Here is a 23,587-nt window from a genome sequence, read left to right on the forward strand (position 1 = left end):
CGGTGGGCCTGGGGGCGGGCGTCGCGGGCTTCTGGCGCCGGACGGAGGCGCGGGCGGCGGAGGTGGAGACTGCTCCGTCGCGGTGGCTCGCTGCCTTCGTGGTGGGGCCGGCGGTGCGGGTGCGGTGGCGGTTCGCCTCCGCGCTCGCGCTGGAGGCGACGCTGTCGGGCGAGGTGCTCCTGGGACGGCCGCGGCTGGGTTACTCGGTGGACGGCGACTTCGTGCTCCGGGAGGACGGCGCGTTGGTGCGTCCCCGACTGGGAGTGGGGATGGTGATTTTTCCGTGAGCACCGATGACCCGATCTGGCGCCGGCCGTTCTCCTTGCCGGGCATGAGGAGCTCGGGCTCACATGCGACCGTCGCGCCCCGGGGCGAGGACGCCCGGCTGACCGCGGCCATGCGGGGACAGCGCGAGGCGACCGAGTCCCTGCTCCTGGAGCTGTTGCCCCGGGTGCGCAACCTGGTGCGCTACCTGGTGCGCGGGGACTCGGACGTGGAGGACATCGCGCAGGAGTCGCTCATCGCGCTGGTGCGGGGCCTGCCCACCTATCGCGGCGACGGGCGTTTCCACGGCTGGGTGGACCGGGTGGTGGTGCGCACCACGTTCGCGTGGCTCAAGCGTTCACGGGGGCGCGAGGCCCGCTACAGTGAGGACCCGGTGGAGCTGCTGGCGGTGCCGTCCGACGAAGCCCCGGCGGACGAATACCTTCACCGCCGCCAGCTGGTGACGTTACTGGACCGGTTGTCGACGGAGCAGCGGCACGCGTTGGTGCTTCACCATGTCCTGGAATTGAGCGTGCAGGAGATTTCGACAGAGCTGGGCATCCCCTTCGAGACCGTGCGCAGCCGCCTGCGCCTGGGACGCACCGCCCTGCGCGCGCTGGCCTCGGAGGACGAGGCACCCGAGGGGGAGTCACCATGAGTTCCCGCCCCCCGGACGACGGTGACTCGGAGCCGATGGACGACCTGCTGCGGCCCCTGGATGGCGGCAGTGGCCCCGCGCGGCGGCTGTCCCGGAAGCGCTCGAGCGCGCTGGTGCAGGCGGCGCTGGACGCGGCGCTCCAGCAGGCGCCGGAGCCTCCGCGACGACGCAGGCGGCCTCCGGTGTGGTTGATGGCGGGCGCGGCGCTCGTCTTCACGGGAGCCGCGGCCGCCGCCGTGTGGAGCTACGCGAGGCCCGTGCAGCCACCGCCGGTGGTGCTGAAGCCGGCCGTGCCGGAGCCCCCGAGGGTGGCCACGCTGGAGCCGGTCCCCCTGCCCCCTCCTCCGCCGCCGGAGCCCTTCGTCATCGAGCATCCCCGGCCGCTGCGGCCGAGCATCACGGTGAAGGAGTCGTCGAAGCCGGAGGACCTGCTGCGGCAGGCCAACGCGCTCCGTTCCGAGGGGAAGTGGAGGGACGCGGAAGGGCTGTACCTGCGGGTCATCCGCGCGGAGCCGTCGTCGCTGGCCGCGTACGTCGCGCGCGTGGCGTCGGGGTCGCTGCGGCTGGAACACCTGGGGGACGCAAGAGGAGCCCTGCGCCAGTTCCAGGACGCGGTGCGGCTGCAACCCGGAGGCATGTTGGATCCGGAGGCGCGCCACGGAGAGGCCGAAGCCCACCGGGCCCTCGGCGACACGGGGGCGGAGGCCCGGGCGCTGGGAGAGTTCCTCGCGCTGCATCCGGACTCACCGCTGAGCGCCGCGTCGCGAGCACGGCTTCGGGAGCTGTCGCCGCCATGAGGCGCGGCCCGCCTTCGGATGCACCAAGGCCCTCGGGTCTGCCTGTCCTCACGGACGAGAAGGTGAGAGCCCTGAGAGGACGCCTGTCGGCGGCACATCCGCGAAACCTGTCCGACTGTCGGACAGGTTTGGAGGAACGTGGCGGGCAGCGCGCCTACGCCCTCCGAGCGCTGGAAACCTGTCCGACTGTCGGACAGGTTTGGAGGAACACTGCCTCCTCGGTACCCGGTGTGACGATGCGCCTGTGCCCTCCGAGCCTCGGAAACCTGTCTGACTGTCGGACCAGTTTGGAGGAACGCCGCCATCGCGCATCCGGGCGGACGGTGCGCCTGCGCCCTCCGTGCTTCGGAAACCTGTCCGACTGTCGGACCGGTTTGGAGGAACGCCGCCGTCTCGGCATCCGGCGTAGAGGGCGCCACGCCTGCGCCCTCCGCGTGGTTGAAACCTGTCCGACTGTCGGACCGGCTTGGAGCAACACGGCTTCCTCGGCACCCGGTGTGCCGGTGCGCCTTTGCCCTCCGAGCGCTGGCAACCTGTCCGACTGTCGGACAGGTTTTGAAGGAACGTCACCGCCGCGCCCCCCAGTGTGGCGGCACACCTGTGCGCTCCGAGCCTCGGAACCTGTCCGACTGTCGGACAGGTTTTGGGCCGCACCGAGCCAGGAGGCTTCCTCGCATGGCGCGGCACGGTGACGGTTCCATGAGGCTCCGCATCACAGGGTTCGTGGTCTGGACCGCGCTGCTCGGTGCCGCGTGCACGGTGGATGACGCGGTGGCCACGCTGCGCTCACCCGACGCGGGGACCGGCGTGCCGGATGAATGGGCAGCGCACTGCGCGGACAGCGGGCCTCCGCTGTTGTTGGGCAATCCAGCCTCGGGGCCACAGGTGTGCAGCGGCCGGTTGGCGGAGACTTTGTTCCGCCGCGCGGCGTGTTCCTGCGAGGGCCTGTCCTTCAGCGCGCCGTTCACCGTGGACGCGTTCCGCGGTTCGGCGGGGCCCTACGCTCCCGGTGGCGCGGGCGGTGACGTGGGCGTGAACGGCGGCCTGTCCGCGAACGACCGTGTCACCGTGGGTGGCTCGCTCCAGGTGGGTGGCTTGCAGCTCAGCAGCCCGCTCACCGTAGGCGGCAGCCTGGACAGCAACGGTCCCCTCTCCGGTCCAGGCACCTCCGCCACGGTGACGATGGATGCTCGGGTGAACGGGGACGTGGCACTCGCATCGTTCACCGTGGGCGGGGTGCTCACGGTTCCTCCGGAGTTCTCCCCCGGCCCCGCGCAGGCGTCGGAGCTGCGCCGTGAGCCCGTGCCCCCGGTCATCCCCTGCGACTGCTCCGAGTCCTCCCGCTTCGACCCGGCCGCGCTCATCGCCCACCACACCGTGGACAACGACAACGCGGCCATCGGTCTGGACCCCGCGGCGTTGACGGACGTCACCGGCGAACGCGTGCTGGAGCTGCCCTGTGGCCGCTTCCTGCTCTCGCGCATCGCGGGGCCGGGCCAGGCCACGCTGCGCATCCGGGGCCGCACCGCGCTGTTCGTCCCCGGCGGCGTGGACCTGAAGGAAGCGCTCACCGTGGACGTGCAGCCTCCCGGCGAGCTGGACCTCTTCCTCTCCGGGGGCTTCATCGTGTCCGGCACGCTCACGCTGGGCTCCGCCGCCCTGCCCTCGCGGGTGCGCGTGTACGTGGCGGGTTCGCAGGCGCTGGACATCTCCGCGGGCAGCACGCTCGCGGGCAACCTCTACGCGCCCCAGGCCGCGCTCAACCTGAGCGGCAACGCGGAGGTGTTCGGCTCGCTGTTCGTTCGCCACCTGGAATCATCCGGCGCGGTGCGGGTGCACCACGACGCGGACGTGCTCGACGCCGGCGCCGCGTGCCCCGCCGGATAGCTCAGCGGAACACGACGGTCTTGTGGCCGTTGAGCAGGATGCGGTGCTGCACGAACCACGTCACCGCGCGGCCCAGCACCACGCTCTCCACGTCGCGGCCAATCGCCGTCAGCGCCTCGGGCGACAGCGTGTGGTCCACGCGCTCCACGTCCTGCTCGATGATGGGTCCTTCGTCCAGGTCCCCCGTGACGAAGTGGGCCGTCGCGCCAATCAGCTTCACGCCCCGGTCATAGGCCTGCTGGTACGGCCGCGCGCCCTTGAAGCTGGGCAGGAACGAGTGGTGGATGTTGATGAGCCGCCCGCGCAGCGCATCGCACGTCCCGGCGGAGAGGATCTGCATGTACCGGGCGAGCACCACCAGGTCCACGCGCTGCTCGCGCACGATCTCCAGCAGGCGCGCCTCCTGCCGCTCCTTGTTCTCCGGCGTCACCGGCAGGTGGTGGAACGGAATGTCGTGGGACGCGGCCAGCTGATAGAAGTCCCGGTGGTTCGACACGATGGCGGGTATCTCCACCGGCAGGATGCCGCTGCGGTAGCGATACAGCAGGTCGTTCAGGCAGTGGCCGATCTTCGAGACCATCAACAGCACCCGAGGCTTCTCCGCCGCGTCGTGCAGGTGCCACTCCATGGAGAAGCGCCCCGCGAGCACCCCGAAGGCCTCCCGAAGCGCCGCGGGCGCCGCCTTCCCCTCCTCGTCCGTGAAGTGCACCCGCATGAAGAACAGCCGCGTCCGCGGGTCTCCATACTGGGCGCTGTCGAGGATGTTGCAGCCGTGCTCGGCGAGCCAGCCGGAGACCGCGTGGACGATGCCGCGCTGATCCGGGCACGACAGCGTGAGGATGTATTGGGAGGAACGCTCGGTCATGGACGGCGGCGAATATAGCCCCGCCGTGTGAAGGCCTGGCCCCACGCCGCGGCGAGTGTCCGATGCCATGCGTGGGACACTTCCTTCTCGGTAAAGCGAACCTAGATTCTGGCCTGTCATGGCTGACGACCCTCCAGCCAACGCGTCCCGCAGCCGACGACCGGTACAGGACTCGCTGCGCGAATACGGCCGGGGTATCGCGGGCGGCCTCCTCTTCAGCCTGCCGCTGCTCTACACGATGGAGGTGTGGTGGGCGGGCTTCACGTCCCATCCCGGCAGCGTGCTGGGCTACCTGGTGGCCACCTACGTGCTGCTGCTCGGGTACAACCGCTATGGCGGCTTCCGGCGGGACGTGGACTGGTTCGACGTCTTCACGGACTCGCTGGAGGAGCTGGGGCTGGGGCTGCTCGTGTCCACGGCGGTGCTCGTGCTCATCGGCCGCATCGGCCAGGGCACGTCGCTTCAGGAGGCCGTGGGCATGGTGGTCGTGGAGGCCGGCACGGTGGCCATCGGCGTGTCGGTGGGCACCGCGCAGCTGGGCGGCCAGCACCGTGAAGAGAACGAGGAGGAGGACCAGAAGCGGCTGGAGTCCGCGGACCACGTCCCCGGCCAGCTGGTCATCGCGTTCTGCTGCGCGGTGCTGTTCGCGGCCAACGTGGCGCCCACGGAGGAGATCGTGATGATCGCCGTGGAGACGCAGCCGTGGTGCCTGCTGGGGCTCGCGGCGCTGTCGCTGGTGCTGGGCGGGCTCATCCTCTTCCAGAGCGACTTCACCCGCGCCAAACGCTTCACGCGCCGCCGCCTGCGCCGGGACGTGCTGGCGGGCACGTTCGTCACGTACGCCATCGCGCTGCTGTCGAGCGCCCTGGTGCTGTGGTTCTTCGGCCGGTTCACCGGCAACGGCCTGAGCGTCTGTGTCGCGCAGGTGGTGGTGCTGGCGCTGGCGTCGACGCTGGGTGCGTCCGCGGGGAGGTTGCTCATCCAATCATGAAGATGAACTGGAACTGGCTGGAGGGCGTCGTCTTCATATCGAGCTGCGTGCTCGTGGCGCTGGTCATTGGCTACCTGGCGGTGGACGCGTGGACGACGGGCAGCGGTCCGCCGGACCTGACCGTGCAGGTGGGCACGCCGGTGCGCAGCGAGCACGCGAAGGAGTGGCGCGTGCCCGTCACCGTGAAGAACCACGGCGACTCCGCGGCGGAGGAGGTCCACGTGCGCGTGTCGCTGCGAGGCGGCCGCGAGCCGAAGGAGGAGGCGGAGCTCGTGCTGGCGTACGTGCCGCGCAAGTCCCAGCGAGAGGCCTGGGTGGCCTTCCGCGAGGACCCGGCGCCCGAAGGCGTGGAGGCGCACGCGGTGGGCTTCGCCACGCCCTGAGGCACGCTGCTATCCTGGTGGCACATGCGCGCCAGGAAGATGGGGTGGTGGGCAGTCGCGGTCCTCTGCGGGTTGAGCGTGGCCTGTGCGTCCGTCGACGGCGCGACCAGTGCCAGCATGGGAACACGCTCCACGCGGCCCCTTCCCTCTGCGCTCCTGGGCTCGCTGCGCATCAGCGGCGTGGTGCGTGATGCACGAGGCCCCGTCGCGGGGGTGGAGCTGTCCGCGACGCGCGTGGATGCCGACAGCCTGTCGCAGCGTCCGTGTCCCGAGCCGCTGACTTCCCGTCCGCTGGAAACACCGATGGAGCGGTGCTTCCTGGACCTGGCGGATTCCCACGCGCGCCTCGTGGAGGCTCGCGCGGGAGAAGCGCCCCTGTTCGCGCGGACGGTGACGGCGGCGGATGGGTCCTTCGTGCTCGACGGCCTGCCGCCGGGCGCGTTCACCCTCTGGGCACTGGGCGACACGGGCGCGGCGGTGCGTGCGGAGGTGCAGGCCGGCAGCGAGGGCGTGGCCGTCTCGCTGGAGGAGGGCTTCTTCCTCTCCGGTACGGTGGTGGATGAAGACGCACGAACGCCCATTTCCGGGGCATGGGTGACGGTGGTGCACGAGTCCGCGTCCCGTTTCTTCCGCGTGCTCGCGGACGACCAGGGACGCTTCCGCATCGGTCCCCTGCCGCCGGGGCGCTACCTGAAGTTCGCGGGCGCGGAGGGTCGGGTTCCGGATGCCTTCCGCTCGGACATCTGGCTGAACTCGGACGTGGACGTGACGCTCGGGCTCTACCGGAAGCAGCGGCTCGAAGGAGTGGTCCTCACGCCGGAGAGGCGCCCCGCGAGCGGCCTGACCGTCCATCTGCGGCGCAACTCGGAGTATGGCGCGACGGTGACGACCCGGAGCGATGCCCAGGGGCGGTTCGCCTTCGACGGCATCCCTGCAAAGGAATACACGGTCTGGGCCTGGAGCGACGGCCAGACCGCTTATGGCGACACCTGGGTGACACCGCCCGGGAGCGCCCTCATCCAACTGCGGCCTGGCACGATCCTCGAGGGCACCGTGAGGAACGAGCAGGGTCAGCCCTTGAGCGGTGTGCGCGTGCAGGCGCTCTCGGGTGGCGTGGGAGACGGTCTTCCGCCGGAGACCGTCACCGACGGCGCTGGTCACTACCGGCTGGGCCCGCTGATCAGGACCTCCGTCGACATCTCCCTGAAAGGGGACCACCATCACGCTCGACACGAGCAACTGCTCCTGGATGGAGCACGGACCGGCCCGTGGGACTTCACCCTCACCTCAGGCCAGTCGGTCGACGGCATCCTGGCCGATAACGACGGCAAGCCCGTCCCCGGCGTGTACCTGTCGCTGGGAACGGCCCTCGCGTCCGGTGGGTTCCCCCTTGCGGCAACGAACTTCGAGGATGCGTTCGGTAGGTCCGACGAGGCGGGGCGCTTCGTCGCGGGTGCGCTCGATGCAGCAGGCAAGTGGGACCTCCTCGTCGAAACCCAGGGCTTCATCCCCCTGACGCGCCCCGTGCAGGTGCCCTCGACAGGAGTCCGCGTGGTGCTGGACCGGGGCGCCTCCGTGTCCGGCACGGTCACGGATGCGACGGGCCAGCCCCTGCCCGAGGTGCGGATCGGACTCTGGGATTCAGCGGCTCCGGGTAGTCGCCCGCTCGCCGACTACCTCTTCACGGACAGCCATGGCGCGTTCTCGCTGAGCGGACTGAAGGCGGGCCGCTACGTGCTGGAGGCCTGGCAGCGCACGCCGGGCTCCGTGCAATGGGTTTCCCAGACCCTCGATGTGAAGGAGCGGGCGCACACGAACGTGGCCCTGCGATTCGAGGAGGGCCGGACGCTGCGCGGCATGACGACGGACGCCGCGGGCCAGCCCCTCGCGGGGGTCCACGTCCAGGCCTGTCTCTCCCAAGAGGACTCTTCCGCAGGGCGGGTGCGTGAGCTGAGTTGTGTCGCCTCGGAGGAAGACAGCGTGCGTTCAGGTCCGGACGGCCGCTTTACCCTCAAGCACCTGACAGCGCCGGTGTACCAGCTCGTCGCCAGGCGAGAGGACCTGCGTCTCAATCCCAGCCGCTCCCAGGGCGGAACGCCGGGCCCACTCTCCCTGCGCGTAGCGGCGGGAGCCGACAGCGTCCGATTGGTTCTGGAGCCTGCTCCCCGATTGAGGGCACAGATCGTGGATCAGAACGGCGCGCCGCTGCCTGGCACGCTGCGAGTCCGGGAGACCGAAATCGTTGCCTGCCCGGGTCCGTTCTACGTATTCCAGGCAGAGCAGCACCGCGCGGATGGCCGCTTCGCCCTCCCCCTGACGGAAGACCGGCAGACCTGGCACGTGACCGTGAAGGCCAAGGGCTTCCTGGGCCTGGAGCAGTACGTCGAAGCAAGCCCCGGGCAGGACATCGACCTGGGGACCGGGAAGCTGCTCCGGGGCCGGAAGGTCCGGTTCGTCATCCTCGATGAAGCGACCCGGGCACCCCTGGCGGGAGCCCGCGTCTCCATTGAACTGAGTCACCGCCTGGATGGCTGGCCGTACGAGGTCGCCCTGCCTCCTTCGTTCGGCGGAAACCTCGACAAGGCGGGCGCCGTCGAGTTCGAGGACCTGGCCATCTACCCCATCCACTTCGAGGTCAAGATGGATGGGCGGCTCCGGGGAGAAGGGCTTGTGGATACGCGGCAGGACGTCGTCACGGTGACGCTGCCGGCTCCGGGCCACTGAGCCCGAGGGAGTGACGCGCATGACGAGGGGACATCGCCGGGCAGCGTTCCTCATCGCGGGCAGCGTCGTGGTGCTGCTCCTGGCCTTCTTCCTGCGCGCTGACGAGAACGCTTCACGCCATCCGGACCGAAGCGCCTCCGGCGGCCCGGGGTCCCTTCCTGGCCCCAGGGCGAGCTCCGCCGCCATGGCCTCATCCAGGGAAAGCCTCCGCATCAGCGGCATCGTGCGGGATGCACAAGGTCCGGTCGCGGGCGTGCGGGTGTCCGCGTCCCGAGTGGATGCGGAGACGTTGTCGCAGCGTGCCTGCCCATTGAACCGCGCATCCACGGGGCCTTCCTGTGCAGGCCAGTCGTGGCTGACGAAGTGCTGCTTTCATGCACAGGGATTCGAACTCGCGCGGCTCGTGGACGCTCGCGAGGGCGAAGCCCCTGTGTTCGCGCAGACGGTGACGGCGGACGATGGCACCTTCAGCCTGGAGGGACTGGCTGAAGGATCCTTCACCCTCTGGGCCCTGGATGACCGGGGCACGGCGATGCGGCCGGAGGTGCCAGCGGGCAGCACGGATGTGACGCTGATGCTGGAGGCGGGCTCCTATCTCTCCGGCACGGTGGTGGACAACGACACGCGGGTTCCCATTCCAGGCGCCCGGGTGATCTCGGTTCTTGAGTCGCAGTCCCGCTTCTTCGACGCGCTCACGAACGCCCAGGGGCGATTCCGCATGGGTCCCCTGCCCCCAGGGCAGTACCTGCAGGTCGTGAGCGCACAGGGGTGGCGGACCACCCCCTTCCGAGACCTGGGCTGGCTCGACACCGACAAGGACGCGACCCTGGAGGTGCGGAAGCAGGCCCGGCTGGAGGGCCTTGTGCTGACCCCAGAGGGACGGCCCGCGAGCGGCATCACCGTCCAGGCATTCCGCGGGGGCGTCTCGGACGAGATCCAGTCCACGCGAAGTGATGCACAGGGACGCTTCGTCTTCGAGGACGTCGCCATGGTTCACCACACCGTCTGGGCCCGGAATGAGACCGCCTTTGGCGACGCCCCGGCGAGGCCTCCGGCGAAGGTCGTGATCCGGATGGAGCCCGTGACCTTCATGGAGGGAACGGTGAGCGATGAGCGGGGCAGGCCGCTGGAGGGGGTGCGCCTGCGAGGCGGAAACCTGCCGGAGGTCGAGCCCTCCGCTGAAGCGTTCTCCGATGCAGCGGGCCACTACAGGCTGGGGCCCCTGCTTCGGGACGGCATGATCCTCCGGTTGTCTCGCGCTCGATACAGGAACAAGTACGAGGAGATCGACCTCCGCACGCTGCATCCGGGACCGTGGGACTTCACGCTCCAGCGAACAGGGTCGGTGGAAGGATGGGTCGTGGATACCCAAGGGACCCCTCTTCCAGGCATCCGATTGACGCTCGCCAACGTTCCTGAAGACAGCCTGAAGCGTGACGTCCTCGAAGACACGCATACCCGGTCGGACGACGCCGGACACTTCATCCTGGACACCTCGGCGGAGGGTTCGGGCTATCTCCTCGCGGAGTCGGAGGAGTTCGCCCCCGTGGGCCACCCCGTGGACTTCCCGTCGACGGGAGTTCGCGTCGTTCTCAGCCGAGGGGCTTCGGTCTCCGGAAGGGTCGTGGATGCGAAGGGAGAGCCCCTGCCCCACGCGGAGGTCCTGCTCTGGGCACCCGAAGCACTGGATGGAATGGACCCTCCTCGCTCCCTCCGGGTGGACAGCGAAGGCAGCTTCTCCGCCGCCGGCCTGAATGCAGGCCCCCACGTCCTGGAGGCCCGGCTCCCGACCTCTGGCATCGAGCGCTCCGTGACAGAGACCCTAGAATTGGAAGCACACTCGCAAGTGACCGTGTCGCTTCGCTTCGACGAAGGTCGCACAGTGAAGGGACTGACGGTCGGCTCCGACGGACAGCCGTTGGCCGGCGTCCGGGTCCAGGCATGTCTCTCTCCAGAAGATGCTCCCGCGTGGAGGGCCCATTCCCTGCGCTGTGATGCGGATGCCGAGCAGGGTGTTCTCTCTGGACCCGGTGGCCACTTCGTCCTCAAGCACCTGATGGACCCGTCCCATCGGCTCGTCGCATGGAAGGAGGGCCATGCCTTCGTTCCCGCTGGCTCCCGAGGTGGAACACCCGGGCCGGACGCGCTGGTGGTCAAGACGGGAGCGGAAGGCATCCAGTTGGTCCTGCGGCAACAACCCCGGCTGCGGGGACGGATCGTGAGCGAGGATGGAAGCCCCGTGCCCGGTGGAGTCTGGGACGGGCGAAACCACACGCCTGCGCCGGAGGGAGCCTTCGAACTTCCCTTGCTCGAGGAGGGCCCGGGACAGGTCCGGGTGAGGGCGAAAGGCCACCTCGACCTCAAGCGGGACTTCGTCGCGAGTCCCGGCAAGGACATCGACCTGGGGACCCTGGTGATGCGCCGCAGCCGCACGACGCGCTTCATCATCCTGGACGAGGCAACGCATGCGCCCCTGGTGGGTGCTCGCGCATACATCGGCCCGAGCGACAACGGTTCCCATTTGCATCGGGACTACGGCTCGTTCTACGGGAACCTCGATACGGAGGGTGGCGCCGAGGTGGAGGGACTGCCCTTCGCGCCCATCCTCATGTCCGTCAGCCTGAGGTCAGGCGAGCCGGGCACGGACGTGCCCCTGGATGCGCGGCAGGAAACCGTCACGGTCCGGGTGCCCGACCCGAAACGTTGAGCCCGCCGAACGGCTATCCTGCGCCTTCGCACTTCGGGAGACGCAGCGCATGCAGAGGGGGCGTCTGACAGCTGGATTCGTGGTCGTCGTGGGCCTGCTACTTCTGGCCTTCTTCGTCCTGCGCGAACACGGGGCCACTTCGAATCGTGGGCCCCGAAGCGCCACCGGTTCCGGACTCTTCAACTTCATCCGCAAGGAGGCCTCGTCCTCCGCCGCCTCCACCGGAAGCCCACGCATCACCGGCGTCGTGCGGGATGCGCGCGGTCCCGTCGCGGGCGTGCGCGTGTCCGCTTCACGCGTGGAGCCGGAGGTCACGCTGTCCGAGCGCTCCTGCCCTCCATCCGAAGACAGCGCGCCCGCGCGCCGGCTGACGCAGTGCTGGGACGAAGCCTTCGACGAGTGGGTGGATCAGGTCGACAAGCGCGAAGGCGAAGCCCCCACCGTCGCGGAGACCACCAGCGCGGAGGACGGCACCTTCGTCCTGGACGGACTCACCGGCGGCAAGGTCTCGCTGTGGGCCTCCCAGGGCACGAACGTGGCGATGCTCCCGGACGTGGCGACGGGCCAGCAGGACGTGGTCCTCGTGCTCGACGAGGGACGCTTCCTGGGAGGCGTCGTCCTGGACGGTTCGAAGGAAGACGTGCCCATCGCGGAGGCCCGCATCACCGTCTTCTCCCTGGAGCACACGCGCTTCTTCCCCGCGACCAGCGGCGCGGATGGCCGCTTCCGCATCGGCCCCTTGCCGTCGGCCGACCATGGCCTCGTGATCACGGCCCCGGGGTTCAGGCCGCTCCTGAGCCGGGACCGGGAGCCGCGCGAGGAGGGCACCTTCATCCTGGTCCACCCCGTGACGTTCGCGGGCAAGGTGGTGACCCAGAACGGAGCCCCCGCGCCCGGCGTCTTCGTCCGGCTCTACACGCCCGCCGCCGAGCCCGAGTGGAGCACCACCCTCACGGATGCCCAGGGACGCTTCTCCTTCCAGTCCCATGAAGGCGTGTACGCCAGGCTCTTCGCGGAGACGGCGTCACATGACGCCGTGGCCCATCTCAAGGCGGAGCCCGGCGACGACCTGGTCCTCACGCTCGAACCCGCCATGTTCCTCCAGGGCTACGTCAGCGATGAGGACGGAAGACCGATTCCCGGCGCCCGGGTGCAGGCGGATCTGAACGATGCGAACGCGCCGTCCCCGCGCGGTCAGAGCGTCACGGATGCGCGAGGACATTACCGGCTGGGTCCGCTGTTCCGGCTGTCGCATTTCGTGACGGTCCGCGCGGCGCACTACATCGACGCGGAGCCAAGACCCCACGACCTCGGGGAGGCGGAGGAGACGCTCGACTTCACCCTTTCGCGCGCCGTCTCCGTCGAGGGCATCCTCGTCGACGAGGCGGGCCAGCCGCTCGCGGGGCGCAGGATCCTCCTCCATCCCGGTCCGGTGAGGCCCCCTGACGTGGACTTTCCCATCATGGACTTCCAGCTGGAATCCACCGAGACGGACGAAGCCGGCCGCTTCATCCTGGACTCGGACGAAGCGGGGCCCGCGTGGCTGGACGTCATCGACGAGACCTTCGTCCCCACGCGCTTCGTGGTCGAGCGCCCGTCGCGCGACGTCCGGATGGTGCTGCGCCGGGGTGCCCGCGTGTCCATCACCGTCCTGAGCACGGCGGGCGCTCCGGTGCGCGGCGCCAGGGTGACGCTGTGGAAGCAGGATGCGCGCGGCGACTCCGACCACGACGGCATCACGGATGCCCGGGGACAGGCGACGCTTCAAGGCGTGCCTCCCGGAAGCTACGTCGCCGAGGCGCGAGTCAAGAGGCAGGCCGTGGAAGTCCATGCCTCCCAACCGCTGGAGGTCCAGACCGGTGAGGCGCCGTCCGTCACGCTCCAGTTGGAGGAAGGCCGGACCCTGCGAGGCACCGTCGTGAATCCCCAGGGCCTGCCCCTGCCCGGCGTCGGCGTTTACGCGGTGCTGCTGGACGCGGACCGGCCTCGCTACCGGAGGGCCCCTTCCATGACGGACGCATCGCCTGAACGCGTCCACACGGATGCCGAAGGTCACTTCACCCTGCGCTCATTGAGCGCGGCCCGCTACCTGCTCAGCGCAAGGCTGGAGGATCATCGCGTCGACGCCGCCCTGTCGCAGGGCGTCCACGCGGGCGAAGACGAGTCCATCATCGTGGCCAGCGACACGGCGGAGGTCCGGTTGGTACTGCGGCGCATCCCACACGTGCGCGGCCGGGTGGTACCGGAGGACGGCGCGGCGCTGGAGTTCTTCGAGGTGAACGGCAGCGGGTACACGAACCCGGATGGGCGCTTCGACCAGCCGCTGCAAGAAGCCACCGGTCCCCAGTGGTTCGTGGTGCGCGCCAATGGCTACGCGACGCTGGACCGCTCCATCACGCCGGACGGAGACGGCGACGTGGACCTGGGTACGCTCACGCTGTCGCGGGGACGCAAGCTGCGGGTGTTCCTGCGCGACGCCGCGACCGGCGAGCCGTTCACCGGACGCGTGCGCGCTGACGACGGAGAGTGGGCGACCGTCGCCATCGGCTATCGGGTCCATGGGGCAGGCGCCGCGGACGGCCCGCCCTACCTGTCCGCCCTCGAAGCGCAGACGATGAAGGATGGCTCGCTGCGGCTGGATCACCTGCCCACCACCGCGTTCACGCTGGAGGTGGATACCCAGCTCCACCTGCCGGCGCGGGCAACGGTGGGCGAGGCGGAAGACAGCATCACGCTCCCGCTCGACTCCGGCGCCCGCGTGACGGGCTTCATCCGCGACGCGCAGGGGCGGCCGATAGGTGCCGACCTCACCTTCCTGCGCTCCGACGGCCTGACGCTTCAACGCAGCCCCGGTCCTGGAGAGTTCACCCTCCGGGCCATTCCCCCAGGGCACTACACGGTGAGCGCCTGGAGTGGGGATCCCTCGCTCGAAACCTTCTTTCCTTCCCGCACCGTGCAGGTCCCTGCCTCGGGTGAAGCCCGCGTCACCTTCGACGCCCTGGCCACCGGCGCCACAGTCACGCTGCGGCTGCCGCCGGACGCCGACATCGCGTTGCTGCTGCCCGGTCAGGCGCCCCTGCCCGACAGCTCCAAGCTCTTCGACCACCTGCGCTTCCAGCAGCATCCCTTCGAGGAATGGACCCGCGCGTCCGTCACGTTCCGCCGTGTTCCCGCGGGCCACTACACCGTGCTCGTGAGCACGCGCGACAAGGACCGCATCCATCGCGAGGAGCTGGACGTGCCCGCCGAAGGCACGCTGTCGCGCGACGTGAAGCCGGTGTGGAGTCCGCTCGCGCGCTGACGCACGACACAGGGTCCCGCTATCCTGCCGCGCATGGGGAATGGCGGACCCGGGGGACTGAAGCCTTGGCTGGGAGGCGCCGCGCTGGCCGCCGTCGCGCTCCTCGCGTTCCTGTGGTGGGACCCCACGGCATCGTCCTCCGCGAAGGACACGCCCACGCGCACGCCAGCGTCCGACCTGAAGCCCGTGACTCGCGCCACGCGCATCACCACACCGCCGAGCCCCGCGGGCACCGCGCGCATCACGGGCCGCGTGCTGGGCAACCGCGGTCCGGCCGTGGGCGTGCGCGTCTCCGCTTCGCGTGTGGAGCCCGGGGTCACGCTGTCGGAGCGCCCCTGCCCCTCCCCTTCCGGACAGGACGACGCGCGGGCTCCCGTGCTCAAGAGCGACGCGTGCAGCTTCGACTTCGAACGCATGCAGGGGGAGGCCCTGGAGGCCCGCGACGGCGAAGCGCCAGTGTTCGCGGAGGCCGCCACGGACGCGGAGGGCCGCTTCGTGCTGGAGGGCTTGCCCCGGGCGCATACACCCTGCGCGCCGTCGTCCGGGGAGACCTGATGGACGCCTCGGTGTCCCGGCCCATCACGTTCCAGGCGAGTGAACACCGGGACGTGTCCTGCGCATGGAGGCAGGCCACGAGCGCTCCGGCATCGTGGTGGATGGCGCGGGCCAGCCGCTCGCGGACGTCGCCATCACCGCGGAGCTCCCCGAGGACGCGCCCTCCGGGTGGACCCCCGCCGACGACGAAGGCCCCTCCGGCCTGCGCACGGGAGCGGATGGACGCTTCACCTTGCGCGGGCTCGTGCCCTCCCGCCGCTACATCCTGTGGGCCTCCCTGCGGGGCTACACCTTCCGCCCCGGGCGCTCGCAGGGAGGCGAGCCCGGCACGGAGCAGGGCGGCCTGGAGGTGGTCGCCAGCGAGGCGCCCCTCCAACTCGTGCTGGAGCGTGACGGACGCCTCCGGGGCCGCGTCGTGGGACCGGGCGGACAGGCCGTGAGCGCGTTCGAGGTGACGGGACTGCAGGGCCTCGAACGGCCCGCCGAGTCACCGGATGGGACCTTCGACCTTCCCTTCTCCGCCTCGGGCCCGGCCACCCTGACCGTGACGGCGAAAGGCTTCATGCCGCTGATGCGCGCCGTGACGCTGGTGGAGGGCGTGGACCTGGACCTGGGCGTGTTGACGCTCGACCCGGGCTGGACGCTGCGGCTCGACGTCCGCGACGCGGAGACCGGCGAAGCCCTCTCCGGGTTGGAGTACTTCCGGGCGGGCATCACCCGGCCCGGGGACTCCGACCTCGCCCGCGCGCTGGCGCGTCCCCGCGACGTCTCCGTTCGCGACGGGGTCTACACCCTGTCGCAGCTGCCACCCCCGCCCTTCACCCTGTCGCTCCAGAGCCGGAGCACGCGGCCCTTCGAGCAGCAGGTGACGGCCCGCGTGGACACGCTCACCGTGGCCCTGGACCGAGGCGCGACCGTGCGGCTCACGGTCCAGGACCGGAGCGGCAAGCCCCAGCCCGCGCACATCTCGCTGATGGAGGTGGGGAGCGCCCTCATGACCCGGTACGTGGGCCCCGCCCCCTCGGGCACCCTCACCCTCCGAGGCGTCGAACCCGGCGAATACATGCTGCGGGCCAGCAGGCCGCCCGACGCGGAGGAAGAAACCCGGTTCACGCCCCGGAAGATCCAGATTCCCGCCCGGGGTGAGGTGACCTTCACCGTGGAGCCAGGGCCGCCTGAAGTCCTGAAATGAAAACGGCGGCCTCCCCTGGGGAAGGCCGCCGCTCTCACTGCTTCGGACCGTGGACTACGGAGCGGTGGTGATGGTGCCCACCGCGACGTTGATGGCCTGCAGCGAGCCGGAAGCCGGCAGCGCATGCGCCTTGAGGACGGTCAGCGGAACCACGGCACCGGCCGGCGTCTCGGCGGTGGCCTTCACGGTCAGCGCCACGGACAGCAGCGCGCCGTTGTACGCGTGCGCCGCGGCGCCCTTCTGGTACACGCCCACGCTCAGCGTGCCGCCCTTCACACCCGACTTGAGCAGGTGGGGCGCGGCGCCGAGGTCATAGCCACCGTTGGCCACGTACTCGGAGCCCTCCACGGTGGACCAGGCCGCGGTGGCCGCATCCAGCCCCAGCGTCAGGTCCGCGCCGCGGCCAGACTGACCCGTGGGGCCCATCAGGTCCAGCACCAGCGTGTTGCCCGAGGACAGGCTGGCGTTGCGAACCAGGCGCCAGCCCGTACCCGCGGGGTCCACGTACCTCACCGAGCCGGCGACGGGCACGGTGATGACGGCGGAGTCCTTGCCCGCCGGGTTCGCCACGCTGGAGGCGGTCACGGTGTACGTGCCCGGCTTGTTGGGCGCCGTGTACCGGCCCGCGCTGGTGACGGTACCGTTGGCCGGACCGCCCTCCACGGACCAGGTCACCGCGACGACGGAGGAGCCCGTGACGTCAGCCGACAGGTCAACGGAGTTGCCCTGCTCCACGGTGGCCGTCTTCGGCGTGACGCTCACCGTCACCGCCGGGGGGACATAGGGGCCCACGGTGAGGGTGGCCGAGTCGGACTTCGTCGGGTCCGCCACGCTGGTGGCCGTCACGGTGAACGTGCCCTCGCGGCGCGGCGCGCGGTACACGCCCGTGCTGCTCACGGTGCCGTTGTCGTCACCGCCCGCCACGGACCACTGCACCGCGACGTTGTTGGTGCCGGTGACCTGCGCGGACAGGGTGAAGGCGGCATCCTGCGCCACCGTGCCCGTCTTCGGAGAGACGGTCACCGAGACCTCCGCGACGACGACGGGCTCCACCGTGATGGAGGCCGAAGCCTTCTTCGACGCATCCGCCACGCTGGTGGCCGTCACGGTGAACGTGCCCGACTTCTTCGGCGCGCGGTACACGCCCGTGCTGCTGACGTAGCCGTTCGCGTCGCCACCCTCCACGGACCACTGCACCGCCAGGTTGTTGGTGCCGGTGACCTGGGCCGTCAGCTGGACCGTGCCATCCCAGGTCGTGTTGCCCGTCGAAGGGCTCACGGACACCTTGACCTCCGCGACGACGACGGGCTCCACCGTGATGGAGGCGGAGGCCTTCTTCGCCGGGTCCGCCACGCTGGTGGCCGTCACGGTGAACGTGCCGGACTTGTCCGGCGCCGTGTAGCGGCCCGTGCTGCTGACGGTGCCGTTCTCGTCGCCACCCTCCACGGACCACTGCACCGCGGTGATGGAGGAACCGGAGACCTCCGCCGTGAAGTCCGCGACGGTCCCCTGCCCGATGGTCACCACCTCCGGCGTCACCTTCACGATGACTGTCGGAGTCTCGCCGACCTCCGCGGGCTCCACCTTGACGGTGGCCGTGTCCTTCTTCGAGGTGTCCACCGCGTTGGTGGCCACCACGGTGTACGTGCCGGTCTCGGCCGGCGCGGTGTAGATGCCCGAGCTGCTGATGGTGCCGTGGGAGTCGCCTCCCTCCACCGACCAGAGCACGCGCGGCTGCTTCGCGTCCTTCACCGAGGCGCTGAAGGCCGTCTTCTCACCGGCCTTCACCGTGACGGTCTTCGGAGTCACCGTCACCGGCCCCGCGTCGGGGTCGGTGCAGGCCGCCAGCGCTCCAATGAGGAGCGGAACAATGAGCTTCATCCACGTTTTCATGAAGGATTACCGTCCGAACTGGCTGACGAAGAGGGAGATGTCGTTGTCGTTCACGGAGCCGGCGCCATCGAGGTTCGTCATCTCGGAGCCGTTGGTGCCGTAGTCCTGCGCGAGCAGGCCCATGTCCTCTCCGTCCACGACGTTGTCGCCGTTGATGTCACCCGTGTAGACCTGGATGTCCGCCACGGCCTTCGCCGAGGGCACCACGACGCTCGCCGCGGACACGTGGCACAGGCCACGGGCCAGGGGCGCGGTGTAGACGCCGTCCGTACCGACGGTGCCGCAGACGCGGCCCTCCGCCACGGACCAGCTCACCGCCGTGTTCACCACGTTCGCCACGTTCGCCTGCAGGGCGACGGAGCCGCCCACCGGCACCACCTGCCGCGCCTCCGCGAACTCCACCGTGACGGGCAGGAGCGTGAAGGGGGTGGTCGCCTTGGACCAGTTGCCATAGGCGTCGTACGCCACCGCCTCCAGGGTGTGCTCCCCCGGCGCCAGCGGAATCGGGAACAGCGGCAGCGTGTAGGGCGCGGACGAGACCCGGCCCTTCAGCGCGCCGTCCACGTAGAACTCCACGTAGGCCACGCCCGTGTCGTCGGTGGCCTCGGCCCGCATCGCGTAGGTCTCGAACAGGCCCTCCACGCTGGCGGTGACGTGCGGTGAGCCCTGGTCCTGGGTGGTGGAGTTGCGGACCTCGAAGGTCACCACGCGCTCCGTCGTGTTGCCCTCCTTGTCCGTGGCCACCGCCTTGAACTGGTGCGGGCCGTTGGACAGGCTCTTCGTGTCGAACGCCTCCGCGTAGATGCCCTGGACGTCGCTGAACGTGGTCACCGGGGCGTCGTCCACCAGGAACGCGAGGCTGGATGCCCAGACGTTGTCGCTCACGTTGGCCGTGAGCTGCACCGTCCCGTAGCTGCCGTCGACCGCCACGGAGAGCGAGGGGGCCTGGAGGTCCGCCTGGGTGGACGTGAGCAGGGTGACGTCGTCCAGGAAGACCTGGGTGACACCGCCCGGAATCTGCGGGGCCGCCGTCTGGTCCGCGTCGAAGAACAGCTGCACCGTCTGGCCCTTGTACGCGGTCAGGTCGAAGCGGTGCTCGCGGTACTCCCCGCCGGTGTCATCCACGTTGGAGAGCGTCTTCAGCGTCGCCAGCTCGGTGCCGGCGGAGTCCCGCACCTTCGCGCTGAGGGTGTGGTGGGGCAAGCCATCGCTGAAGGAGCCGTTGTAGATGCGCAGCCAGAAGCTGAAGATGGCCGAGGTCGCGGTCGCCGGGATGGCCACGGACTGACGGACGGAGTGCCGCGCCGGACCCGCGTTGGTATAGAAGACGTACATCCGGCTGCCGGTGTGCGCGAAGGACGCGCTGGTGAGCATGCCCGTCGAGCCCGACTGCGTCGTCGCGCTCGTCCAGCTCCCGGTGGTCTCGAAGCTGGGGTTGAGCACGCGCTGGGTGGAGGTGGTGTCCACGTAGAACGTCACCGCGGGAGAGTCCCCCACGTTGCCGTCCGCGTCCGTGGCCCGGGCCACGAGCGAGTGCGCGCCGGCCGTCAGCGTGGAGAGGTTGACGGCCCGGGTGAACGACTTGACCGAGTTGCCCAGGGACACGCCGTCGACGAGGAACTCCACCGCGTTGACGAAGCCGTTGTCGGACACGTCCGCGAAGTAGCCCACGCGCGTGCCGGAGAAGACCACACTGGCGTTCACCCGGGGCGCCTCGGCGTCCGTCGCGCGGATGACGCGCAGCGAGAAGTCATCCACCTGGAAGTTGGTGGCGAGCGAGGCGTTCTCGCTGCCTTCCAGGAAGATGCGCACCGTCTGGCCCGCGTAGGCCGTCAGGTCCACGCTCTGCTGCGCGTAGCCCAGCGTCGCGTCCAGGTTGGACCACGTCCCCACCGTGCCCAGCACCGTGCCCGAGGTGTCGCGCACCTGCAGCGTCAGCGTGTCGCGCACCGCGGTGGTCGTCGTCTCGGAGGTGGTGATGCTGAGGAAGAAGGTCAGCGCGGCCCTGGTGACGCCGGCGGGGATGGTGACGTCCTGCCACAGCCGGTCGACGTGCGTCGTGCCATAGCCGTTGAGCCACGCGAAGCCCTGGCCGTTGCGAGGGCCGGAGGAGACCGGGAAGTTGATGTTCGACGGGTCATCCGTCCAGCCCAGGGTGTCCTGTTCGAAGCCCGGGTTGATCAGCAGCTGATCGAAGCTGTTGGAGACGGTGAAGCTCGCCGGAGCGGACGCGGCGGAGTTGCCGGCCGCGTCGAACGCCACCGCCACCAGCGCGTGCGTGCCGTTGGTCAGCGAGGTGGCGTCCAGCGGGACCTGGAACGGACGCGCGGAGACGTTCGCCGTCAGGGCGCCGTCGACGTAGAACTCCACGCGGGCCACGCCGACGTTGTCGTCGGCCTGCGCCTGCAGCTGGATGCCGGGCGAGCTGCCAGAGACGCTCGCGGCGACGGTGGGGGCCGTGCGGTCGTCGTAGTTCCCGGCGGTGTAGCCCACGTTGATGGCCGCGAAGGCGTTCTGCACCGCGCGGTACTCGTTGGACTGGGAGCCGAAGAGGTCCGCCGCGGCCTGGAGGCTGCTGGTGCGGGCCGACAGGTAGTTGGACGACGGGAACAGGTAGACGGTGAGCGCGCGGTACCAGATGGCCGCCGCCTTGTCGTTGCCAATGCCCCTCATGCCCGCGGGCAGGTAGGTGCTGGAGAAGTCGGTGCTGATCGCCAGCGGCTGCACGCCCTGGGACAGGAAGTAGAAGGCGCGGTTCATCGGGCCGCTGCTGAAGTGCACGTCGATGTTGCCGATACCGGGGTACCAGGCGTCCACGCTCGAGCCGTCCAGCGACGGGCGGAACATGATGCGCAGCGGGAAGGCGCTGAGCTGCTCACCCATGAGCCAGTTGCCCGCGGTGTCACCAATGGCGCTGCCGCGGCCGTTGGCCACCCAGAACTCCGTCAGGGCGCCGAAGATGTCCGAGCTGGCCTCGTTGAGGCCGCCGGACTCGCCGTCGTAGATGAGGCTGGCCGTCTGCGACGTGACGCCGTGGGACATCTCGTGGCCCGTCACGTCGAGCACGCCCATGGACTTGAAGCCGTTGGCGGCCGGGAACGAGCCGTCGCCGTAGCTCATGCAGAAGCAGCCGTCGCTCCAGAAGGCGTTGTTGTAGAGGTTGCTGGCGTGCACCCGGTTGTAGGTGGGCGTGCCCAGGCCGTCGATGCCGTCGCGGCCGAAGATCTTCTTGTAGAAGTCCCAGGTCGCCAGCAGGCCGAAGTGCGCGTCGACGGCGGCCGTCTGGCCGTTGGTGCTCAGGGTGTTGTTGGCCCCGACGATGTAGTTCTGCCCGTCGCCCCAGACGTTGTCGGCGTCCGTGTAGAGCGTCAGCGTGGGAACGACGCCGTTCTGCACGGCGGCGTGGTTGACGTCGTAGGTCCGGATGCCCTCGCCACCGGCGCGCGTGACGTCGCGCAGCTCGAACTGGCCCTGGGCGTTCTGGAAGACGTCCAGCGGGACGTCACCGCTGTACTGCGAGTGGCCGAGGCCCTTGGCGGCGGCCGTCTGGAGCGAGTCCCACTGCTTCAGCACCTCGCCCGAGTGCGCGTCGACGATGAAGTCCGTGTGCTTGACGCCGTCCTTCGCGTTCTCCAGCTCGGTGTGCACGTGGTACGCGAGCCGGTAGGCGACGACCTGCGTGTCGAAGTCCGCCGCGTTCTGCTCCGCCAGCGGCTTGCCGGGGTAGCGGTTCACGAGCCGCGTCTGGGGATAGACGACGAGCTCGCTCTTCGGCGTGACGGCGAGCTCGCCCTGGGGCGCCAGCTCCTGGGTGGCCTTCGCCGCCGCGGACTTCGCGTCCAGCGTGGGCGTCACGCGCAGGCGGATGCCCTTGCGCAGGCCGTCGGTGGTGATGCGGAGGTCCCCCCCGGACACGCCCTGGTGGGTGATGGCCATGGCGCCCCACACGGGGACGCCCTGGTACGTCTGCTCGAAGCGCGCGTGCGTCTGTCCGAAGGCGTCCGTGCTGGAGTTGGCCAGCTGGAAGTCGTCCCGCGAGCTCAGCCCGAGCTTGAGGCTCTGCGACTTGAGGTTCGCCAGCGATTGCGCCACACGCGCTGGCTCCCGGACCTGGAGCTGCATCAGCGTGGCCGGGGCGACAGGGTTGAGTTTCTCAGCCGCGAGGGATGAACCCGCCGACAGGACACCGGCGAGGAGCAGAGGCCACTGGGGCCACGGCTTGGGCATGGAATTGACTCCGCTGCATTCAGGGGAACTCCCGCCGGCGGCACCCGAAGGGGCGTGCCGCCGCCGGAAGGATCACGCGCATGGCGGAGGGTCCGGAAAGACTCAGACCTTTGCCCCCGGGCTTTCCATGTTCAGCGTAATTGTCCGCCAGTATACAGCGTCCGGTTCCCAAGGAAATGGGGGGGGGGACCCCTGAGGGCAGGAAGTGGCCACAGGAAACACGCGGAGCTACGGCGAATCCACGCCAGGTCCTGGCTGGCGCGCTCCCACTTCAGGCCAGCAGCTCCGTCAGCAGGCCCTTGGGCAGCGAGGGGTCGCCGAAGTCATCCAGCGGTCCGCCGGCCGCGTTCTTCAGGCCCACCGCGGCACCAATGGTGTTGAGCATCTTGTTGAGGTTGGGGCTGCTGTTGCCGCCCGCCGCCGTCACCGCGACGCCCTGCTTGAGATAGCCGTTGCAGCTGCCCGCCAGGATGAACGGGATGTGGCGCGCCGAGTGCGCCGGCCCGTTGCCCAGGTCGTTGAACCAGACGGACACGCCCTGGTCCACCAGCTTCTTGCCGTCCGGCAGCGTGTACGACGCCAGCCGGTCCAGGAGGTAGTTGAACGTCTGCGCGAACTGCGCGTCCACGCGCGAGTGCAGCACGTCCGAGCCCGCGATGATGCCGCCCGACGCGTCGTGCGACGCGCGCCGGTGGGAGATGTAGTGGAAGTTCTCCATCAACTGCCCCGTCGTGGGGTCGCGGTAGCGCGTGGCGCTGTCGTTGCCGTTGCCCACCTGGATGGCCACCGAGCGCGTGGTGCCGCACGCCACCGCCAGCACCGCGATGTCCATGTGCAGCCGCACCGTGGCCAGCACCTCGTCGCCGTCCGTGCTGTTGTAGCCGGGGGCCTGCTGCTGCAGCCGCAGCTCCTCGTCCGCGCGAGCACGGCAGCTGAGCGCCACCTCCAGGTCGCGCACGTTGGACAGGTGCAGGTCCAGGCGCTGCCGGTCCGTGCTGCTCAGCTCCGGCCGCGACTGGAGCGCCTTCAGCTGGCCCGACACCAGGTCGTTGAGGCTCTTCTGGCGCACCAGCAGCTGCTCGCGCGCCTCCGGCGTGAGGCCCCCGGGGCCGCCCACCATGGTCTGGTAGGCCACCCACGGGT

The 23,587-nt window shown here is 69.9% G+C and carries 14 protein-coding genes and 1 pseudogene; 11 read left to right on the top strand and 4 right to left on the bottom strand.

Annotated elements, in window-relative coordinates; all coding sequences use genetic code 11:
* The 4 genes and pseudogenes from D7X55_RS43325 to D7X55_RS13045 all read left to right on the top strand — a co-directional run.
* A pseudogene (locus D7X55_RS43325) lies at positions 1 to 287 on the top strand (hypothetical protein); the annotation flags it as partial.
* Between the two features lie 44 nt (positions 288 to 331).
* Positions 332 to 922, top strand: coding sequence for an RNA polymerase sigma factor (locus tag D7X55_RS13035; protein ID WP_199746951.1), 591 nt, complete (start codon positions 332 to 334; stop codon positions 920 to 922).
* Positions 919 to 1,719: a tol-pal system YbgF family protein gene (locus D7X55_RS13040; RefSeq protein WP_121723229.1), complete on the top strand. Its 801-nt coding sequence runs from the start codon at positions 919 to 921 to the stop codon at positions 1,717 to 1,719. Before D7X55_RS13035 ends, D7X55_RS13040 begins: the two co-directional genes overlap by 4 nt.
* 699 nt (positions 1,720 to 2,418) lie before the next feature.
* Positions 2,419 to 3,606, top strand: a complete 1,188-nt coding sequence (locus D7X55_RS13045) for a hypothetical protein (RefSeq protein ID WP_120550772.1) — start codon at positions 2,419 to 2,421, stop codon at positions 3,604 to 3,606.
* 1 nt (position 3,607) lies between these two features.
* Here D7X55_RS13045 and purU read toward each other — a convergent pair whose 3' ends face one another.
* Positions 3,608 to 4,471 (bottom strand): formyltetrahydrofolate deformylase, encoded by an 864-nt coding sequence (purU, locus tag D7X55_RS13050; protein WP_120550754.1) that lies wholly within the window; start codon positions 4,469 to 4,471, stop codon positions 3,608 to 3,610.
* 118 nt (positions 4,472 to 4,589) lie between these two features.
* Between purU and D7X55_RS13055 the strand changes: the two genes are divergently transcribed.
* The 7 genes from D7X55_RS13055 to D7X55_RS13085 all read left to right on the top strand — a co-directional run bounded on the left by D7X55_RS13055 (position 4,590) and on the right by D7X55_RS13085 (position 16,324).
* Entirely contained in the window at positions 4,590 to 5,462 is an 873-nt protein-coding gene (locus tag D7X55_RS13055; RefSeq protein ID WP_121723230.1) for a TIGR02587 family membrane protein, read from the top strand.
* Complete coding sequence (locus tag D7X55_RS13060; RefSeq protein ID WP_121723231.1) at positions 5,459 to 5,845, top strand: hypothetical protein; 387 nt, start codon at positions 5,459 to 5,461, stop codon at positions 5,843 to 5,845. Before D7X55_RS13055 ends, D7X55_RS13060 begins: the two co-directional genes overlap by 4 nt.
* 117 nt (positions 5,846 to 5,962) lie before the next feature.
* Positions 5,963 to 8,569: a carboxypeptidase-like regulatory domain-containing protein gene (locus D7X55_RS13065; RefSeq protein WP_233609829.1), complete on the top strand. Its 2,607-nt coding sequence runs from the start codon at positions 5,963 to 5,965 to the stop codon at positions 8,567 to 8,569.
* A gap of 19 nt (positions 8,570 to 8,588) precedes the next feature.
* Positions 8,589 to 11,276, top strand: coding sequence for a carboxypeptidase-like regulatory domain-containing protein (locus D7X55_RS13070; RefSeq protein ID WP_121723233.1), 2,688 nt, complete (start codon positions 8,589 to 8,591; stop codon positions 11,274 to 11,276).
* A gap of 88 nt (positions 11,277 to 11,364) precedes the next feature.
* Entirely contained in the window at positions 11,365 to 14,577 is a 3,213-nt protein-coding gene (locus D7X55_RS13075) for a carboxypeptidase regulatory-like domain-containing protein (protein ID WP_158626364.1), read from the top strand.
* 33 nt (positions 14,578 to 14,610) lie between these two features.
* The gene (locus tag D7X55_RS13080) at positions 14,611 to 15,132 is read left to right on the top strand and encodes a hypothetical protein (protein ID WP_121723235.1); all 522 of its coding nucleotides are present in this window, start codon (positions 14,611 to 14,613) and stop codon (positions 15,130 to 15,132) included.
* A 64-nt stretch (positions 15,133 to 15,196) separates the two neighbouring features.
* The gene (locus D7X55_RS13085; protein ID WP_121723236.1) at positions 15,197 to 16,324 is read left to right on the top strand and encodes a carboxypeptidase-like regulatory domain-containing protein; all 1,128 of its coding nucleotides are present in this window, start codon (positions 15,197 to 15,199) and stop codon (positions 16,322 to 16,324) included.
* Between the two features lie 54 nt (positions 16,325 to 16,378).
* On the opposite strand, the gene D7X55_RS13090 is transcribed toward D7X55_RS13085, so the two are convergent.
* From D7X55_RS13090 to D7X55_RS13100, 3 genes are all read right to left on the bottom strand, one after another.
* Positions 16,379 to 18,205 (bottom strand): Ig-like domain-containing protein, encoded by a 1,827-nt coding sequence (locus D7X55_RS13090; RefSeq protein WP_120551749.1) that lies wholly within the window; start codon positions 18,203 to 18,205, stop codon positions 16,379 to 16,381.
* An 18-nt stretch (positions 18,206 to 18,223) separates the two neighbouring features.
* Positions 18,224 to 22,309: a M4 family metallopeptidase gene (locus D7X55_RS13095; RefSeq protein ID WP_158626365.1), complete on the bottom strand. Its 4,086-nt coding sequence runs from the start codon at positions 22,307 to 22,309 to the stop codon at positions 18,224 to 18,226.
* 406 nt (positions 22,310 to 22,715) lie between these two features.
* Positions 22,716 to 23,587: DUF1552 domain-containing protein (locus tag D7X55_RS13100; RefSeq protein WP_121723239.1), on the bottom strand; the 872-nt coding region annotated here is incomplete at its 5' end.

The sequence above is a fragment of the Corallococcus sp. AB049A genome, from assembly GCF_003668885.1.
Lineage (GTDB): Bacteria > Myxococcota > Myxococcia > Myxococcales > Myxococcaceae > Corallococcus > Corallococcus interemptor.

Bases quoted from the DNA above. Each gene is read 5' to 3' on its own strand.
- D7X55_RS13035 (WP_199746951.1), top strand. From the start codon at position 332: ATGAGGAGCTCGGGCTCACATGCGACCGTCGCGCCCCGGGGCGAGGAC.
- D7X55_RS13040 (WP_121723229.1), top strand. From the start codon at position 919: ATGAGTTCCCGCCCCCCGGACGACGGTGACTCGGAGCCGATGGACGAC.
- D7X55_RS13045 (WP_120550772.1), top strand. From the start codon at position 2,419: ATGAGGCTCCGCATCACAGGGTTCGTGGTCTGGACCGCGCTGCTCGGT.
- purU (WP_120550754.1), bottom strand. From the start codon at position 4,471: ATGACCGAGCGTTCCTCCCAATACATCCTCACGCTGTCGTGCCCGGAT.
- D7X55_RS13055 (WP_121723230.1), top strand. From the start codon at position 4,590: ATGGCTGACGACCCTCCAGCCAACGCGTCCCGCAGCCGACGACCGGTA.
- D7X55_RS13060 (WP_121723231.1), top strand. From the start codon at position 5,459: ATGAAGATGAACTGGAACTGGCTGGAGGGCGTCGTCTTCATATCGAGC.
- D7X55_RS13065 (WP_233609829.1), top strand. From the start codon at position 5,963: ATGGGAACACGCTCCACGCGGCCCCTTCCCTCTGCGCTCCTGGGCTCG.
- D7X55_RS13070 (WP_121723233.1), top strand. From the start codon at position 8,589: ATGACGAGGGGACATCGCCGGGCAGCGTTCCTCATCGCGGGCAGCGTC.
- D7X55_RS13080 (WP_121723235.1), top strand. From the start codon at position 14,611: ATGGGGAATGGCGGACCCGGGGGACTGAAGCCTTGGCTGGGAGGCGCC.
- D7X55_RS13085 (WP_121723236.1), top strand. From the start codon at position 15,197: ATGGAGGCAGGCCACGAGCGCTCCGGCATCGTGGTGGATGGCGCGGGC.
- D7X55_RS13090 (WP_120551749.1), bottom strand. From the start codon at position 18,205: ATGAAGCTCATTGTTCCGCTCCTCATTGGAGCGCTGGCGGCCTGCACC.